At 58.9% G+C, this 21,204-nt stretch carries 1 protein-coding gene (only partly in view); it reads right to left on the minus strand.

Annotated elements, in window-relative coordinates; genetic code table 11:
- A protein-coding gene (locus ROG8370_RS14195; RefSeq protein ID WP_170925254.1) for an LEPR-XLL domain-containing protein crosses the window boundary here: on the minus strand, positions 1–21,204 show its 3' portion. 7,668 nt of this gene lie beyond the right edge of the window; only the last 21,204 of its 28,872 coding nucleotides appear in the window; its start codon lies beyond the right edge, outside the window; the stop codon is at positions 1–3.

Consider the following 21,204-nt stretch of genomic DNA (forward strand, 5'->3'; position numbering starts at 1 on the left):
TCATGCGCTACGACGCAAGGCTGCTCCCAGGCGGCTCAGAAAGCCGCGTTTCTGGATCTTCTTGTCACTGGCGACGACGGTTGACGCGGGTGCGGCCTTATGGGCCAGCGGTTTTCTGGCAAAGGCCGTGGCCGCTGCCAGGACAACTACCCCGGCCTCGCCTGCGGTACGCATTGCGCCGATCTGTTGCGCGTCCTCCCATTCAACCAAGGATCCGGTAACGGGATCGAAGATCAGTGCTCCCTGCTTGTCATTGCCTTTCCCCTTTATTTTATCTACGGGCACGGGGTCGTCATCCGGCGTCAGCGCGACTGTTGTCGGTTCTGCCGTCGGCTCTGTACCCACTTCGATCCGCGTAGATGTCTCAAGTTCTTCGGCCATGATGGCAAGCTGATCGTGTTCATATCCGAGCAAATGACCGATTTCGTGTCTCAAGACGGTCAACAAATCCACGCCCGAGGTCACGATGGCGCCCGCAGACGGTTCTTCATCGCTTTCGATATACCACCCTGCGCCAGCGGCCGTCGCATCGATCAGGATCGTATCGTCGCCAACCGTCCGCGCCAGAGTCGAGCCCTCGAGATCGGTGATGCTCAGGGTGACATTTCCAAGGAACGCGAGTTCTTCTTCCGAGATCAAACCGCTTGCCGCCCAATCTTCAAGTGCGATAGCGAACACGCTTTCAACCTCGGCCTGACTGAGCGTTCCCTCGATATAGGTCTCGCTCGAAAGCGCCTCATAGCTTTCCTGAGCGAGCTGTAACGCGGTGTTGAACGCTTCGTCATTGGTGGCAAGGCGGAAGTCGTCGAATATAGCTTCGCCGTCGAGCACGATCAGACCGAACGCCCCGTCAACAAGAGCGGCATTGAAGCCGAACTGACCAACGCTCGCCCCGTTGACCGTGATCCCGAGACCAGCGCCCTGGATCGTCACCTTGAGGCGGTCGTTAACATTGGCATTGAGATCGAATGCGAAGACGCCGTCGATGACCTGGCCATCCTCATCCGTGGCATGGCCGACAAGTACGCGGTCGTTCGCTGTGTCGAGAACAATGAACTTGTAGTTCAGCGCATCATAGCGGTCGAACACGAAGCCAGCCGTACCGTCGCCTTTCACATCGACTTCCATTTCCAGAATGCTGTTGGAGCCAAGCGAAACACCGAGGTCGACCGTCTGGACCGCCGGGGCGAGCCCTGCGGCAACACCGGTCAGGACACCCGATCCCTCGTTCCAGCCACTTGACTGCGACACGCGGGGCAGCTCGGCCACCGGCGGCGAGAAGTCGTCGGTTTCATCCAGCGTCCAGTCGGGTGGCAGCACCTGAACCTTGAAGTTGTCAATCCTGCCGCGCGAGCCATCCATGCCCACACCCACCATGCCGCGATTGAGCGGAATAGGATCGCCATAAACATCAAGTTTCGGTGTGTAATCGTAGGTGAACCAGTTCACACCAGCCACAGCGAGCGTCACGTTGTTGCCGTTGACGGCGACGGTCACGCTGTAGTTCTTGCCCGGCTTGATCTGGACCGGCTTGTTCGACTGAACGACGTAGTGCCAGCCGGAATCATCAACATAGCCCATCTCGATCTTGTTGGTGGACACATTGAGGCCCGCAAACTTGAAGTCAACGTCGCTGTAATAGTCGAAGATCACGTAACCATTAGCCTTCCATCCACCGGTCGGCTTGTCGAGATTGAAGGTTGCTTCGACCTCGTAATAGCTCGGCAGATAATCATCGAGCAGGAATACGGACGAGGCTTTGCCTGAATTAATGTCGGCACTGATTTCCAGTACGCCGCCCGTGGCCGTGAACTGTCCTTGATCGGCAGCGAAGCCACCCATGGTCCGGTCATTGAAATCTGCTGACCGCAGGATGTCGCGACGCCCGCCCGGAATATTACCGGCCTGCGGGTCGGTCGGCGGGCCGGACTGGTCTTGCCAGAACCCGCGATCACGCTGGGTGACAAGGCCGATTTCGCCATGCGGGTTGCCCTGGAGCTGGATCACGTTTGAATACCGCGAATCCTGTTCGATAGCGCCCAAGTCGCTGGTCCGGGTGATATCCACGCCGTCCGAATAGGCCTGAGCCGCGAGGAAATCCCACAGTTGCGGCGGAACCTGACGGCTGACCGTCGCGATACCGAAGGGGGCAAAGGGCACCAGATAGCTGTTGAACTCGCCCAGATGGTCGATCAGGCGGTCGCCGCCGGTGTTTCCGATCAGGATATCGAGCCCGGCACCTCCAAAGACCCGGTCTTCCCAAGACAGGTGCGACTCGGGTGTCAAATTTAGGCCTCCGTCGGCCTCGTCTGCCGAGCCGAATGCACCAGTGTCCCATACGGAGATATCGGTTCCGATCACGTCATCGGCATTCATGAGATCGTTGCCGAAGCCGCCGTAAATCCGATCCTGGCCCGTACCGCCGACAATCCAGTCGTTGCCCATGTCGCCGAATATCCGATCATTGCCGTCGCTTTCAACGGCGACCTGATCGCCGATCGGTGTGCCGTTCGGAGCGAATTCAACATAGCTTAGGACCGCCTCACCCTCGTTATCGGGAGCGTTCAGGAAGTACTGTTTCAGGCCATCTGGCGAGCCATCTTTCCAAACCGTTCCATCGTCGTGGAACAGGATCACGCGCCGCGGATCGTATTCGTCATAGAGATAGAATTCGCCGGTGCGCTCGCGTGTCGGGGTCGGTTCGTTCCAATGCTCGTCGCCATCGCCGAAGAGCAGGATGTTACCAGGGTTCCAAGGACGTGTGAAATCGGTCCGCGTCAGGCCGATCGGCGCAACGGCATCAGGATTGTCGCCACTGACATCGTCTATACCCGGTGTTTCGCCGTCGCCAAACAGCAGGATGTAACCTTCGGCAATCGCCTCATGGCCGCCCACCGCATCATCCCCCGATCCGCCGTGCAGATAGTCGGTGCCAAGACCGCCGAAGATCACGTCATCCGCGAAATACGGGTTGTGCGATGTCGGATTGGCCGAAGACACAGGGTTGATCGCACTGTCGATCACGTCAAACGGGGTCAGATCGACCGCTTTGACCAGCTCGAATTCGATGTTGATCGTTTCCTGCTGCACGCGTCCGGGCGTATAAATCTCTTCGTTCAGCACGTTGCCCTGGCTGGTCCGGCGATCGGGATCGTTGGTCAGCAGTTTCAGTGTGCCATAGAGATCTTCCGAGAAAGCCTCGCCGAAAGTCTCGCCACCCGCAAGTCCTTCGTTACGCTGGGTAAATATACGACCGTCATCGCCGAGTACGCCGTCAATGCCGGTGCCGCCCGAAATCCAGTCATTGCCCCAGCCACCAATGATGTCATCGTTTTCGGCATCCCCGAAGGCGATGTCGTTTCCGCCGCCGAGATACACGACGTCATCGCCGATACCGCCGTGGACCTCATCATTTCCACCGATGTCACGCAGAGCCCAGAAGCCGAACATTTCACGCCAGGTATCGCCCTCGACCTTGTAGGCAAGATCGGTGTTGGGATTACCCGCGTAGGTTGGATCGGTGATGAAATCGCCGTCAATGCCTGCTGGGTCGTCGCGCAGGAAGTCCGGTCCGCCCGGGCTGTAATCGAGCTGGCTGACCCCGCGCACGATGATCCGCTCGCCGTCTTCGGCATTGTAGGTGTCGTAGTCGAAGGCCAGGTAGAGGCCGTCGCGCGTTTCGTACAGCTCTCTGTAAACCGACGCGAACGCCGCCGGATCGCTCAGATCAATGGTTCCGTCAAGCACATCGGTGTCATTGATCCCCACGATGCGGACGATATCGGCATTGTCACCGGCAATCACATCAGCATCAGAGGCATGCCGCGACAGGGTCACCGTGGAGCCGTCGGTGTTTTCGGCGCTGTTGCGGGCGATTTCGTCCGCCGCGCCGGTTCCGCCAAACAGCATGTCGTCGTGGTCGGGGCGCAGATCGGGATTCGTCAGGCTGAAGAAGCTCGACGAGCCGCCAACGATGTCATCCTGGCCCAGGCCGCCAAAGACGGTATCACAGCCGCCGCCGCCCTCAATATAGTCGTTTCCATCGACGCCGTTGATATCGGCACCGGCAGCGACGACCTTCAGCGGGCCGACGGGATCTTCGGGGCCTTGCGGGGCGCGCCCGGCACTTACATAGCCGGTTGGAAGCTCGATTCCGTCGAACGTGCCGTCGCCACGACCGGCAACCGCGCCTTGGATCGTTCCATCTCCCTGGATTATGTCATTGCCAAGCTGACCGAAGAGTTGGTCATTACCACCGCCGCCTGCGATGAGGTCATTCCCGAAGGTGCCCGCCCCGGCAATACCGTCATTGATCTCGAAGGTGTGGAATTTGGCATAATCAATGGAATACTCGTTCCACCAGCCCGGTCCGTTCGGATCACGATAATCGCGGGCGACACGCTCGCCGTCCTCAAGCGTGACCATCAGCACACCGCTGCCATCTTCGGTAATCTCGAAGACACCCGGGCTCACTTCGGTGCCGTAACCGTCCGACGGTGCGCGGTCTGTGCGACCATACATGAGCGTTCCGGCCAGTGTCTGGAAGCGCAGGCTGGCAATGTCGTCATAAAGATTGCCATCGATTTCACCCATGCGGCTGAGCGTGACATTGTCGCCAAAAATCAGATCGTCGCCGTCGAGACCGTCAAGCGCATCGTTGCCAGCGCCACCAATCAGGATGTCGTCGAGTTCCGAGCCGAGAATGACATCGTCACCGCCAGTCGCAAACTCCGTCGTGACAATCGCGATAACGGTCGAAAGCTCGGTCGTCTGGATTTTTTGCGGCAGAGCAAAGGGCTGGTTCGGATCAACGACCAGTTGTTCGACCTGCCCATGATCACCGAAGATGATGTCCGGAGTATTGTCGGTATAGGCCGAACCGTTACCGATTATCATGTCGTCGCCCGCACCGGCAATATTGTCGAGACCGGTGGTGTCGCCGACACGGTCACCAAGGGGATCGCGTACCGGGCTTTCATACGGCGCAAAGGTGCCTTCCGCATGGGGCTGCCCTTCGATCAGCGTCGGCTCGGGGCTTGCATCGATCGTGGCAACCGTCAAGGCCCGCGTCAGGATATTGACGTTGAAACCGCTGTCGCCATAGATGTGATCGGTACCGGCTTGACCGATGATCGTATCGTTACCCGATCCACCCGCAAGATGATCGCCGGTTTGCGAGCCGATGATCAGGTCGTCGCCCATCCCGCCATAGGCGGTGATGCCAACGCTCTTGTAGATCCCCGCTGCGGCGTCATCTGCAAACAGCGCCGAGGCGTCGATAATGTCGTGACCGTGAAGATCGAACGGATTGGCGACAGCGAAAATGAACTCGTCGTCTTCATTCTGCCCATCCGGCAATTTCGGGAACGGATCAAAGGGCTTTTCACCGAACTCAAGCCCATAGGGATCGTTTGGATTGCCCGAGTACCAGATGCCATCCTGGCTGGTATCACCATAGATCACCAGCGGGCTGTCGGGCCCGGCGCCGCCGGTGACGATGAAGTGATCGCCCCCCTTGCGCTGTTCGCCGGCCGTCGTCCGGTCGTAGGTCGTGATCGTCAGGGTCGCACGACCGTGATCGTCACCACAATTGCCCAAGGCGGCATCGAGCAGCACAAGCGTGCGGTCATCCGCCAGGATGTCAGCGATGGTAAACGCACCGGCATAGCCCTCAATAAAGATCACGCCACCAGCTACGAAGCCAAGATCCGACCAGGTTTGCGCCGGGTCGTTGAGCACGACCACGGTTTCCAAGCCTTCGGTTGACGTGCTTCCCGGCACTACTGAAATCTCTACGGTCACATCAATCGTGACGGTGACTTCCTTGGCCTCCACCTTACTGATCAGGAAGAGGTTTTCGGGATGCGCACTCAACGTAACCGTATCGACATCTGTATAGTTGGAAGTCGATCCGTCATTTGGCGCACTGAGCACCATGACCGAATCCGTGCCCCAGTTGTCGAAGGTTGGCGTGACGCCGTAATCACCGGCCACCGCGTCTTCCAGGGTGACAATCGTACGGGTGAAGGTCTCGCCTTCCAGTTGGATCAGGTCGCCAACCGCAAATCCTGCCTCGACAAAGCTGCGGCCGTCAAGGCGCGCGGCCTCGGTCTGGCCAGCCTCTGTGTTCAGGTTAAACTTGCCGAGCACGTCGACATAAAGATTGCCGCCACCATGAAGCACGGTCAGTCCGCCATGGCTACCCTGCACCCAGAACGTGTCGGACAGCGTGCTCAGCCCGTCGAGCCCGGCGCCTTCGACGACGATATCCATGCCATCGTCGCTGAATTCGACAATACGGTATTCGCGGGCATGGTTGCCGATACCGATATTCAACAGATGTCCTTCCAGGAAGCCCGCATCGGCCCAGCCGGTTGCACCAGTCGTTCCATCATTGGCGTTCCAGCGCAATGTCGCACCGGCAGCCGTGGCCGCAAGCACATCGACCGTCAGAAGCTCGATCACGTCGTCATCTTCGGCAATCAGCTTGGTCGAGCCGCCGAAGTCAACGCCTGGCTCCAGTCCAGTAGCGCTCAGGATCAGGAGTGAATTGTCGGACGGATCGCGATATGGCTCGGTCGTCTTGGGATCGATATCGTCCACCGTGTAGGTCAGGGCGTCTTCAATGCCTATGACCCTCCCCAACTCGACCAGGGAGCCGTCAGTGCCTTCTGCGAAGACCGTCTGGCCTACCAGAAAACCCTCGGCTTTCCAGTTGAACCCGTCGCGAGTAATAACCAAGTGACCCTCGAAGTCTGTCCGGTCATAGAGGAACTGATAGTCGCTGTCCGACCAGTCTTCGATCGCGGTGAACTCATTTTCCGCCGAAACCGCAGGCGCCGGATTGAGCGTGCCTTCGACCTCGAGAAGATCATTGCCTTCCCCGAGCAAGACGTTGACGACTTCGACTGTGCTGAACTGGGTATCATTGGTGACAGCAGCGGCGCCAAAATTGACCTTGCCGAAGCTGATTCCGCCCGGGAAAACGAGTGTCGTGCCGGTTTCGCTTTCGGCCCCTTCACCGAAGAGCGGACCGGTGACATTCGGGAAAACCAGATCTGACCCCATGCCGAAGCCCGACAGGGTGGTTTCTGTCAACACACCCGAGGCGTCGGCTTTCGAACCGTCGTTGAAGATGTTGAGCACGTCGATCTGCTGGCTTTCCGGCGGCTGCGTGCCGATGGCGATCAGGAAACTGTCTTCCTCTCCCGGAAGCTTGACGCCATTTGTCAGCGAACGGTCTGCCCCAGACGGGCCGCCCTCGACAGCCAGCGGGCCGCGAAGATCGGACAGGCGATGCGCCTTGACCGGAAAGATTTTGACCCCTTCGCGCGTGGTTGGCACTTCGTAATAGGGATCAGCCGTCAGCTCGACCTCCTGCAACTGGTAATAATCCGTCGGCGTAAAGACCGCATTGGCGGCAATCCGCGTAACCTTGACCTCATCGTCAGCGGCATCGGTCAGCCATGCTGCGGCAGACACATCTGCGTTCGGATCAAGCGTGAACTGGATCGTGTGATCCTGGGTCGCGTTGAAGCCGCGGATAATGGCGATCTTCGCCTCGATCTCGTTCGTACCATCCGTGATCCTGACCCACTGTCCCTCAAGGAATCCTTCCTTCAGCCAGCCCTGCACGTCTTCATTCGTCGCGCCGAATGCCTCGGTGCGGATCAGGGCCGGTGCGCCGTCAACGGTGGTGTAGGCCACCGTGCCGGACCAGACGTCGCGCTCTGCCAGACGTGACAGCACCACATCGTCTTCGACCTCGACCATGGCGATCGCCGGTCCGACGGGATCGAGATCGCTTTGAACCAAGGTCAGTACCAACTCGGTGACCGACAGCACCTCGAAGTCGCTATCGGCAATGCCGGATCCGGAAATCCGGATCAGATCGCCGGCCTCCCAGCCTTCGGAAACGAAGCTGCCGAAGTCTTCGCCTGTGCCGCGCGTCAGAGTGGCATTGGCGCCTGTATCATCGAAAATGATTGAGCCGACAAAGACTTGCGCCGCGCGCAGGCCACCAACCTCGACGTAATCGTCCAGAGTTACCGCAACCCCGTCGATGCTTGTCACGTTGGCCAGACCGTCGGTCACAACCGCTATATTCACATCGGCTGTTGGTGCCTTGGTCAGACGCAGACTATAGGTATCGGAGATGGATTCGTCGTCCGGGTTAGTGCTCAGATCGTCGGGAATAAGCACCGTGTCGCGCCCGCTTTCCAGAACGACCGACCCTGCCGTATCGTTGTCAATCACCTCGATATCGAGCAGGCCGGTGCCCGAGCGCAGGTTCGGGAAGACGTAATCGCCATTGGCATCGAGCGTCGTGGCCCCGGAGGGGGCATCGCGCGTGACGGTGACACCGACAAGATCGGTCTCGACGATGCCGGTGCCGTCAACATTCAGGATCAGCGTGAGCCCGGCCTTGTCAAAGCCGATGATCTCGGCGTTGGTGATCCCTACAACCCCGGAAATGGTGACCATCTCGCCAATCTCAAAGCCGCTGGCAATCCAGCCACCCGACCTCAGGCTGAGGGCAGCAAATTCCGGACCGCCATCTTCATCGGACCACGCCGAAAGCTCCATGTCGGCGGTGATGTCGGCAAGGTTCTGACCAAAGCCGAGCACCGCGGTTTCCGGGTCTTCGCGGGCATCATCATTTTCGGCGTGAATGGTCACCAGAACGCCCTGATCCCAGTTGGTGGAATCGAAGGAGATCGTGCCCGATAGCGCATCGAAGCGACCGGTACCGCCATCGCTCATTTCGATGGCCTGATCGGTCAGAACGGTCAGTGCGCTGTCGCCATAAAGCCCGCCAAGGTTAACTTTGACAACGATGGTGTCACCTGCTTCGGGCGCTTTCTGAAGCCGGACGAGAATCTGATCGGTCAGTTCTGTGCCGTCCAAGTCCGAGGTTCCTTCGACGACCAGCGTGCGACCGTCTTCGGTAAAGGCGGTGACAACGCCGGCGACAATAGTTGCCGAACCATTCTCGATCTCGGTCACAAGAACACCGGGCGTGTCATTATCACGTACATCGACTTCGACGTTGCGAACGTCGATCGCGTCGTAATCGTCTGCGTTCGAGATCACCGAATGCTGAACCACGGTCACCCGGTCACCTTCAGCGCGCAGATCGTCCACGGCCAGCAGATTGACCGTCTGGGCTGTATCCCAATTGTCTTTGGTGAACTTGAGAACCACCGCACGGTTCGGCACATAATAGGTGGTGCCGTCCAGCACGATTTCGCGGAGGAAATCGTCACCGACCTGCGAATTTGTCGGGTCGAGATAATCCACACCAAGAATTTCAGCCTGCGAGATACTCGTCCCCGCCGAACCTGTGGAAGACACCCACATGCTGTCGCCGTTTCCACCGGGCAGGCCGTCATTCGGCAAGGTCCCGTCCTGTTCTTCCTGTGGTGAACGGGCGGCTGAGACAGTGACGTAGACGACCTCATCCCCGATCAGCTGGCGGGCAAGGCGCACAGTGTAGCTGTCGGTTTCGCGGAAGGTATCACCCTCGCGCACGGCTGTCAGGCCATCAGTGCCTTCGTCAATGACAACAAGCCCTTCGCCATCGGTCGTGACGTTGTAATCCAGCCCGTCGATGACAGATCCGTCGTAAAGGAAATCGTCGGAGACCACGATGTGATCCGCAGCGCCCGAAACACCTTCAAGCTCGCGCGTCACGATGTCTTCCTGAACGTCGCCGGCAACATTGATGATGTCAGAGCCGAGCCCGCCAATTACACGGTAGGCCACGCCAAACGCCGTCGAGCGGATAAAGAACTTGTCATCCCCCTCAAGTCCGTCGACCTCTACCACTTCAACCGTAGAGTACCGCACGTTCAGCCCAGCGCCGAACACGCCCTTGTCAGTTATCGCGATGTCATCTGCAAATTCGGTACCCAGAACCACCAGCTTGTCAAAGCCCGTGCCGCCTTCGACCGAGACCGGGGCGTTGATATTATAGCGCACCTCGTCCTGGCCGCCGCCGGCGCGGATATCCGGCGCCTGCGCGACAGAGAATCCGAGTCCGATCTGTGGGCTCGCCACGCCATCTTCATCCAGCACGATAACGTCATCTTGGGTGTTCCCGACAGTGATGAAGACGTCGAGATAGTTAATGCCGCCGTCCGCATTGCGGTCGGTGATATAGCCACCCCCTCCATCCGACAGCAAGGCCATGAGCGTCACCTCGTCGGCGCGACCGGCAAAGGCCGCATCGCCATTGGCCGCGACGTCTTCGAGCAATGCGACTCCGGCATCAAGATCGGCGACATCAATCGTACCGTCTTCGTTCCAGTCGTAATCCGTTGTTGCAGCGATCGCGAAGGCGCGGACGATAAAGAGGTCGTTGTTGTCATCGCCTTCCAGCCGCAGTTCGGATTGGTTGGAATAGACACGGAATTCATCGTTGCCACTGCCGCCTTGAGCGAGCATCGGCGCCGACGATCCGCGGCTGAGCCAGCCACGCGTTGTGGGCCTGAGGTCGGGGAAGACGTCCTGCGCAAGCAGGTTCCCGTCTGCCTCGTTCCGGTTTTCGCCGAATATCTGGCCGATCTGGAAGACGTCGTTGCCTTCGCCGCCGTCCATGGTGGTGATGACCGTTGTATCATCGGAATAGAAATGGTCGTTACCACCCTGCCCTTCGATCGTCAGGCGTCCGTTCAGCCCAGCATCGTAGGAGATTCGCTGAACTTCGCCGCTGTCAAACGTGTCGGGCAGAACATCCTGATATCCATCGAGCGTGCCATGCAGCAGAGCCACATAGCCCGGACGATCCGCAGTCTCGCCCGGCAGGGACGAGGCCGCACGCAGCAGGAAGATATCGTCGTTCGGGTCATCGACCCCGTTCAGATCGCTGTCAAATCCATAGATGAAGGCCTCGTCGACGCCGTCATCCTCTTCGCCAGTATCGAGAATGTTGATGATATAATTACGTTCATCCCCCTGGCTTCCGAGCGTGAACACTTCGTAGGTGTCGGTATCGGACTGACCATCAAGCGTAAGTGTGTGCATTGCCAGCACCGAGAGGTCAAAAAGCTCGCCAACCACAGCAGTCTCAGTGTCATAGGGCACTGTCGCATAGGTGATCGTTTCGATGGCCGGAGAGGTCTGTGTCGCCGCATCCTGCAAGTAATAGACGACAAAGCTATCTTGCCCGTCATCCCGGGCATCGGGCGTGGCATAATCGCCGGTCACCGCATCTGCCGATCCGTAGGCGCGGGTTTCCGAGCCCAGATAGATATACCCGTCATCGCCCCATCCGGTCATGCCAGTGGAACCGCCCGTGTCACCGAACTGGATGAGATCGACGTCTGTGTTGCCAAAGACCCGAGTGATCCCGTCAGCCGTGCCGTCTTGCAAGATATCGTCTTGCGTACCCCAAGGGCGCCATGTTCCGATCGGCGCGCTGCGGGTTGTGCCCGTTGGCGTGCTTGGTGAACCCGGCACCCGGTTACCCAATGCCACCATCACCGCACCGGCGATGATCTGGCCGCGCAAAATGATATCCGCGCCGTAATCGTCGTCGGCAAAGCCAAGGTCGCCATTGTCATCGCCAAAGATGTCGATTGCTTCTGCGGCCACGATGGCGCTGTTCTCGTGGGTTGCAATATCGTCGCCCACGCGCAGTTCGACATACCCCTGTTCGGCTAGGATCAGCCCGTGTGGCACGGGTCGCAGGGCATCATCATGCGTGCCCGGTTGTACACCGTTGGTTTCAGCGAAACGGGCCGAACCATTCTTGATCAATAGCAGATCCTGATTCTGCGTCGTATCATCGGCTTCGCGCACCGTGAGTATGACATCGCCGAGATAGCTGTGGGCGAGCACAAGGCGCAATTCGTCCTCGGTCTCGATGACCACGATGTCGCCATCCGCCTCAAGCGCGACATCGTCAAGCTCCAGCGTCAGGCTGCTGTTCGTCGGCAGATCAAAGCGGCTGTCGATTTCGAAGGCGTTGGTTGTCGTCCCGATCGAGCCACCATTGGCGTCAAGATCAATCGTCCGGGCGATCACATTGGCCGCCCATTCATCATCGCCGTTGGCGTCAAGAATCGAGCCCATCTTGGTTCTGAGGCTGACAGCGTCGCTGGTGGAAACGATGTAGGTGCGAAGATCGCCGTCGATCTCGTCAATGAAAATACCATCGGTCAGGGCGACTGCCGCAGCATCATAGGCCCGCAGCGCACCCGTCGCGTTGTCGGCATTTGCGACGTTGATCTCAAGATAGTTTCCGGTCTCGCCGATACCACCGCCCAGACCGCTGTCATACACGATAGGCGCACTGACCTGCGTGAAGACATCGGCGGAGTCAGGATTGACAAAGCCAGGTGCCGCGTTGAGCAGCGACGCAGAGGCGGACACCATGGTGATATTCCGGCCAGATACATCGGCGGGATTGGTGTTGTCGTCGTTATTCGCATCGATGATCGACTGAGGCGAATACAGAAGCACGTCCGACCCGGTCGACCGGATCTCTTCCACCCGCATGTGATCCGAGATTTCCGTGAGCGCGATATACCCGTCGGTCACCACCGTGATGTCGCCGTCGTTGTAATTGACGCCATGGTTGTCGATTTCCGTCAGTGCAAGAACGTTGATCTGCGGTTCGCCCGGAGTTGTGCTGGCGGCCTTGACAATGATGTCGCCGTTCTCGTTCGACGTGGCATAAGTCCCGGCCCCGGCCTCAAGGCCGGCAATGATGCGATCTTTGGTGACGCGATCAAGCCCGCGGAAGTCATAGGTGGTCTGCAGGATCGTCGTCTGCACCAGTTCGGTGCCGATAAAGCCTTCGATCGGCCCAACATAGGAATTTGACCCGGAATCCGGCTCAAAGAAGAACTCGAAGTAGTTGCTTCCCACAGATGTAGAGTTGTCGCCGACGACAGCATCGTCGTCCCATTCCACCGCAATGCCCACGCGACCCGCTGTGCTGGTCTGGTGCAGGCCATTCCGCAGCAGCACGTCGACCGTGTTGCCGGCAGCGATCCGGTCAACGTTGACGATATATTCGCCCGCGGCGACGCCCTCGCGCTTCAGGGCGCGCAGATCGAGGTCGATGTTATCCACGGCATCGACGGTGATCGCTTCAACCGTCGTCAGCGAATGGGTGTCAGAGAAATCGGCCCCCGCCAACAGGTCTTCTGCTGCACCATCCGGCGTCAGCGACAGTTGCACCGACAGGCCATCATCGCTGACCTTAACGTAGTAATAAGCACCATTGGTCAACCCGATATCGGGGCTCGAGGAGTTGTAGCGGACCAGTTGGCCATCGACGAACTTGCTGCTCTGACCGACAAAGATCGAATTGCTGAGCGCGCTGACCTGGCTGCTCGCGAAGCCCAGGCTGGCAGGCAGGCCCGCAACGCTGACCAGATCGACATTCAGCCGTTCGGTGTTGGACCCGACATCGTTTGCCGCGTCGACATTCAGGATATTCGTGATGATCAGCGCGGCTCTTCCATCAGGCGATGTCACGCCGCGGTCCTTGCCGGACAGGATCGAACCGAAGCCGCCGCCACCCGTGTTGATGATTGATGTCGTTCCGATCGGGTTGTTGATCGTACCGTCGATGATGACATTGCTGTCACCGGTATTGATGATCTCGATCAGCGTCGGCGCAACTTCCGCCTTGATCGTGAAGGTCAGCGGCGCGGTTTTCGACGGATTGAGCCAGACCAGCGGCCTGTCGCTCGACTGAACGTCGATGTTGTTGATCTCGATATCGCGATCCGAAGCATTCGTGATCCGCACCCGCTCAAGGGTTTCCCGGAAGGTCCAGACGCCGTTGGCGCCGGCCATTGTCGTCGAGTCAAAGGCCACATCGCCGGGACCCGGATTACCAATATCATTGACTACGATCAGGTTGCTCTGAATTTGGCCAGAGTCGAGCGTGGAATCGGTACCCTCGGCGCTATCGTCGATCGTGACGTTTATCGCTTTCTGAATGAAGCCGCGGTCATCAATGACGAGATCACGGATCACATCCAGTTCGGGCGAGCGGCCCGACAGGATCGTAACATCGCTGTCAAACGCAATATTTTCCGAGAAATCAGTGCTTTGGTCCCCGCTTTCGTCCGACCCGCCTGTGGCCAGCGAGCGCTTGGAATGTCGTGCGTTGTTGTCCACGGTGGTATGGCCACCGTTTACGGTGGAGACATAGAACGCGAGGCGGAACTTGGCATTGTTGAACTGCGCCAGCTCGGTGAATTCGCCATCTGGATTGGCCACGCCTGGCGTCACCAACTCGATCCGCGGACCGGCAATGATTTCGGCATTATCGACGCCCGTGACAAGACCAGTGAGATCCTGCTGCACGGTCGTGTCCGAACTTACATAACCGAACAGACCGGACGACCGGGTATATGCCGAGGCCTTGGTGCGCACGTCATCGAAAGACGTAATGAAATCGACGCCGCGATAGCCCGTCACTTCGGCATTCGCCGACACGGTGATGACGTTGTTCGCCTGGTACTTGGCAGTCGCGTTAGCCGTGCCTTCGGAATAAAATCCCCCGCCACGCGCATCGGAATCCGCCCTGATATTCGTGGCCCAGGAGGAGTTATTGTCACTTGCATCGCCAACGGTGGATTGCAGGATCACCTCCTGCGCCTCCAGCTTGGCGCTGTCACCGATCGAAACGTCGGCACGGGCGCTGTCGGTAATGAAGTCTGACCGGCCTTCGCCATCGCCACCGAACCCGTTACCACGTGCGGTCGACGTCGACTTGCCGCGCACCGCACCCGATGCGGCCAGCTTGGCTAGGTTTCCAACGAGGATGACCGCGTCATCTCCGATCGTCGCATCGACATTGTAGTCAAGATTGATGCGGCTGTCGGCATTCGCGACGCCGACGAATCCACCGGTTTTGGAGGTTGCTGCACTGTCAGAGTTCGCATCCGCGCCTGCGGTGATCCGCAGATCGTTGCCCGCGACAACTTGGGTATTGGCCCCGATTACCGACAGGCTGGTCAGCAGAGTCGTGGTGCGAGAGTCGACATTGCCCACGGCCACGAGACCGCCCGAGCCATTCGTCGTGCTGACGGTCTGGTGCACATCAGCCAGCGAGTTGAGGGTCACGTCGTGACCGGCACGCACGAGATCGGCGTTGATCGCCGCTGTTGCTGAAGAGGTTGAGGTCAGGTCGGCGCGGTTCTGTTTGACGCCGATGATCGCCCCGCTGGAGCCTTTTGCCGTGGCCGACGAGATTCCATCGCCCGATTGCGGCGCAAACAGGCTGAGCGGCACACCGCCCGGCCCGAGCAACGTACCGCCGCTAGCAAAGCTGGTCAGATCTATGGTGAGGCTGTGGTTTCCCGTGCCCACGCTGATATCTTCGGCAATCGCGCCGAGGCGATGGCTCGTCACCCCGTCGGCATTGGCGTCAAGGTCCAGCCGGGCGCCGCCCGGGGTCAGCGACAATCCGAACTCGGTAGCGCTGACAAGGTCGACGTAATAGGTCTGGCCATCGACCAGATCGACAAGACCGCCATCATTGTATTGCAGCGGCAGGTCCGCCAGACGGATCAGCGAATGAATGTCGGAATTGCCCGGATCCGTTGCATTGCCCGGGCTCGTGTCATTCGCGGTACTCAGATCGTCGAAGGGGAAACCCTTGTCCGGCGTCAGCGAAATGATCTCGGTATCGAAGGTATCGGAATCCGCGGTTGTCGCCTGCACGATAGCCCCTGCATGCGGACCGACCGCCAGACCGGCATCCGTGCGGCTCAGCCGGATCGTGTCGCCGTTTATCGCATTGATCGTGGCGGTGCCGCCAAGCGGCAAGCCGGCGAGTTCGATCGTCTGTCCAACGGTGAAGCTGGACACATCGCTCCACTGGGTTCCGCCGCCAAGCGTCAGCGTCACATAGTCGGTTGAACTGACCTCTTCATAGCCAAGCGTCATTGATTGCTCGACGCGGTTGAAGTAGCTCAGGTTGCCCGCCAGCACGATCTCGCTGTCGGAAATGGTGCTGATCGTGTAGGTGTTGTTATTCCCATTGCTGCCGGTGATGATGATGTCTTCGCCTGCCTTGAATCCGTCATCGATCCAGCTGCCGCCATCATCTCGGATGATGCGGTCAGACGAGCCGTTATTGTCGTAGTAGACGCTGACGTTTTCGGCAAAGGCGCGTTTGAGCGCGATGGTGCTGTCGTTGATCTTGACCACACGGTATAGCGTATCTTCCGTCAGCCCGCCGATCGGCGTCGCGCCGGGATCTGCAAAGCCGGGCAGATCATTTCCATCTTCATCCACCGGATTGGTGGAATCATCCACAAATTCAACGCGGTAGAGGACAAGGTCATTGTCTTCCAGACCATGGCTAAATGGTTTCCCCTCGTTGCTCGACCCATCATTGATTGAGAACCGGATGTAATCGTTGTCCACCGTTGACAGGTTCAGGTAACCACCTGAAATCGTGTTGCTTTCGTGGACATCCACCTGACGGTCGGTGAAGATCAATGCCTCCGGCGCCTCGTAGGTCACCGCCTGATCGTCGCTGAAGCCATGGGTGAAGCCGAAAATCGTGTTGTCTTCAGTGGCCGAAGCATCGCCGATGTCATCGACACTGGACGGAAGGAAGGACTTGTAGGCGCTTTCGGGATCGAGGGCGATTGCCTGATTCGTGGTCAGCTTGATTGTCAGCGCATCCACAACGATCACGTAATACGGATCGCCATCGGTCAGCCCGGGAAGCTCTGTTCCGCCGTCGCGATAGATGACCTTGTCGCCGACTCGTAATCCATGCTCGGACTCAAATGTGATTTCCTCGGTCAGCGGGTTGATCGTGGCGCCGTCGAATTCTGCCCCGAAGGCAATGGTGTTGGCATCAACAACGATGACCGCATATTCGCGATTGAAATTCTCGGTCGTCTCGACACCATTGGAGTCGAGAACGATTTCCGTCACGAAACCATTAAGCCCGCCGATGACTCCGCCATCGTCGACATATTCCACGATTTGCCCGGTTTCGAGGCCATGGGCCGCGACCGTGAGCGTATCATCATCAACACTGATGCCGTCGATCTCGAATGTGGGAACCACACCCGTGCCCGGCGTCGCCGTCGCATCCAGCGACACTGTTCCTTTGGCGTCGATGACGGCGCCGCTGTCGATCGTTGCTGAAACCACGGCTTCCAGACGAGCCACGGCGAACGACCCGCCAACATCCACGGCCCCGCCCGACGTGCCCTTGGAATAGGCATCGGCTTGCGGCTTGGCACCCGCGGTGAGCGAGACGTCACCAGTGCCGCCATTATCGTCGGTCACTAGGATCGCGCTATTGCTGCCTATATAGGCTTTGGCCGCCACGTAGTTGGAATCACGGGTAAAATTGCTATCGTCATTGCTCAACGGATCCCAGTTGCTGCTGTCTTCCTTGGAATTGGCATAAGCAACGGCGCTGTTCGCGGACGATGAGACCAGCCCGCCTGCAGCGGCAACTGTCTTGGCATTGGCGGTGTCGCTGGTGGTGGCAACAATACCGATGCCTCCGACCTGGATTTTCGGGGTGGCAGATGCCGAAGCCGAAGACTTGATACCAGCCATGGCCGAGCCGTTTGCCTCGGCATAAGTGTCGGTTTCGCCAACGCTGACGATGATCCCTACATTCAGGCTTTCGACATCGGCATCGGCGTCATTCACGCCCTTCGCCGAGATGGTTAGCGCGCCGTCGAGCGTCACGTTCGCATCTCCGTCGAGATAGCTGTCAAGCGTTGCAGAGGCGATCGCCCGCGCCTCGGTAAACTGGAATCCGAGCGCCGAAACCTTGCCCGCTTCACTATAGGCTTTCGATTTCCGTCCAGCCGCAACTTCGAAGTTATGCTGGGCGTTAATGTCGAGCGTCGCCCCGCCAATGGTCGCGCCGCTTCCGACAAATGCGCTCAACGTGGGCGACACCACGCTCGTCACTTCCATCGAACCGACACCCGCCAGAGATCCGGCCTTGGCCGAGCCCGACGCATCCGCATTGCCATCCGAAACCGCATTTACCTTTATGTCACCGCCGACCGTGGTCGTTGCATCAGCCCCAATGGAAGCCTCGATAACCGGCTTCGCTTCGGCATAGGAGATCGGAATCGTTACTTCGATCAAGCCGCCGCCGGCGGCTTCCGCGCTGGCAATCGCATCCGAGATAGCGACAGCCTGAATCGTCACATTCTGACCTCCGGTGATGTCGCCGTTCATCCTGGCTTTGACGCTGCCGCGCGATTTGGCTGTGGCAATCGAAGCACCCGCCGCTACGACACCGATCGAGAATGCAAAGGCATTGGCTTCGGTGTAGAACGCGCCATGGGCATCGACGAGTACATCGCCGGCACCGGTGTTTATCGCACCCGAGGTTGCCGGGTTTGCGTCTGCGGTAACTTCCGCAATAACGTCGGTGGTGTCTTCGGCTGTCGGCACCGAGCCCTGCCCCGAGAACAACCCGCCGCCGCCCGCGCCGGTGTCGACGAACACGCCGCGACCTGCATCCTTGACGATGGTGCCATCCATCAGCCGGTTATGATTGTAGAGCGCGATGACATCGAGGCCTTCACTGTCGGACTTCAGGTTGTTGCCGACCTTGGCGCGCACATCCGAGTCAAACTTGGCCCGTCCGAGCGTTACGCCGGCAGCAGCCAGACCGCCTGTGACCCCGATGATGTCGACATCGGCCTTATGGGATGCCCGGGCCAGAACTTCGATCTGACCGTTGGAATCGATCTCGACGTTGTTGCCGATTTCGGCACGCACCTTGGATGCATTGTCCACGTAGACGAAGTTGAAAGATCCCGCGACGACGCCCGCCGAACCTGCGGTCAGGTCGACGTTGAAATCAATGGTCGAAATTGCTTTCACGGTGATGTCGCCAACCTCATGATCGACAGTCACAGGGTCTTCGCCTGGTGCGCCCGGCTCTTCAGTTGACAGACCGATATCGACATTGTTGCCGATGCGGGCGTGCGTTTCGATGGTGCTCGCGTTGCCGTCGTCCGCTCGGATCTTGCTGAACGCGGCACCGACTGCAGCACCCCCAACTGCAACGCCAACGGTGTTGGACTTGAAGTCCTGATCCGTTTCCGCAACCACGCTGAGACTGTTGGCATCCCGAATAATCGAATTGTTGGATACTTCTGCCAGCAACGTGCTGTTGTCGTTGATCACCGTGACGGCAGCGCCAAGCGCGGCAATCCCGCCCGTCCCGACGAATGCAGTATAGTCGATATCGCGCATGCCATAACCGTCAACAGTGATGTCGCCCTGCGCGGTAATTGTTCCGCCAAGTTTGGCCTGAACCTTGCTAGTGACATTAAACACCGCGACAGCACCACCCGCGCCGACGAATCCAACGGCAACGGCGCCATCCACAACCTTGACTGTGATTTCTTCAGAGGCATCAACATTCACGTCGTCGCCCGCATTAACGATCACGCCGCTCTCGACAATGGCATTGACGCCACGCTGCGGCCCGGCAGAGGCCGCCGTGAGCGCAAGATTCATGTCCGATCCGGTAAAGCTGTTCTCATCCTCACCCAGTTTCAGCGCGGTGCTTTTCAGCATTTTGCCAGCACGGTCATCGGCGGAGTTTTCCTCGATGTCGCCGCTGGTTGTCGAGTCATCCATGCTGGAGAGGCCATCATTGATGTCGTCGGATGTGTCGTCAACATTTCCTTGCGTTTCAGTCGACGCATTTTTTGAATCATCTTCGTTGTTCAGCGCGTTCTGCGACTCGCTGGCGGCGGCGCCGTCCGTGTTCTCGCTTTCGGAATCGTCATAGACCGCACCGAAATCTTCGCCGATCGACCAGACGTTGATCGAGGCCGCAAGCCCGACTACGCCGCCTGCCCCTGAAATCGTGAAGCCTTCCAGAGTGCGCTTGGCCAGCGCATTGACGCTCAGATCGGTCTTGGTGTTGAGAACAGTACCTGTGCCGACCGATGCATTCACGTTATTCTTCATGGTCCCGAAGCTGACCGCACCAGCGAGGCCCGCAATACCACCCGCAACACTGCCTGCCGCGTCGATCATGCTCGCGTCGTTAGATGCGCCCACGTAGACGCCCTGATCAATAGAATCAGCCGTCAGGGCGTTGCGCGTATTGATCATCGCATTTTGCCCGATGCGGGCCGTGGCGTCGCTGTCGATCAGGCTGACGGTCACCGCACCCGCAATACCGGCATAAAGGCCGCCCGCGGCAGCCACACCGATGTTAAACAGACTTTCCGTGCTGTCGGCCTGCACGACAAGGCCATGTGCCGTGCCGCGATTGAAACTTCCGTCGCTCTCTTTCAACCCGTCGAGAAGCACGTCATCGACACCGATCAAGCCATTGCCGCCCGCGTCGATCTTGGCGCTGTCGCCGATCTCGGCGGTGGTATCCTTGTCGAACAGCATAACGCCGACGCCAGCGCCGACACCGCCGCCGCCGAGCCCGACAGCAACAGCGCCCGATACCATCAGCATCGAACTGTCGTCCTGCGCCCGCACCACCACATCGCCACCGGCCTGGACATCGGTAATATTATCCGAGGCGCTATAGATATGCGCAGAGGTTACATCGGTGAGCTTGACAACGCTGACACCACCGCCGCCAGCGGCGGTTCCGCTAATCGCAACACCGAATGCGACGATGACAAAATCGGCCTGCGCATTGGCATCTACATAGACATCGTTTGAGGCATCGATGGTCGATCCCGCACCGACCCATGCCTTGGTGTTGAGGTCGACGACAGAAACATCCACACCCGGCGAGAACGCCGCAGTTCCCGCGAACGCCGCGCCAACACCGACACCGACGTGATTGAAATCAGACGCCGCGCCAACGATTACCGATTGCGCACCCGCAGGCGTTCCTATGTGCTGATTGATATCCGCATCGGTGCCAATAAAGGCCGACGTGTCGGAATTGATGACGTTGACCGCCGCACCGACAGCGACGCCGACGGTTCCGCTCCCTGCCCCGCTGATGGCGAAGGATTCGATATCGTCCTTAGCGCTCGCCGTCACGGCAACACCACTGAAACCCATGTTTTTCGCAGCAGAGGCAAGGCGTTTCTTGGTCAGACCCTGCGCACTGTCGCTGCCTGCGTCGTCTGACCCGTCACCATCATAATCGCTTGAAATCTGGCCGGTCACTTCCGAGCTCTGACCAGCGCCGATTTCAAGATCGTTCTTGGTCGGCGCGTTCGCACGCAGCGCGGACTTGCTCGG

The organism is Roseovarius gaetbuli (assembly GCF_900172365.1).
In the GTDB taxonomy this organism is placed as follows: Bacteria; Pseudomonadota; Alphaproteobacteria; order Rhodobacterales; family Rhodobacteraceae; genus Roseovarius; species Roseovarius gaetbuli.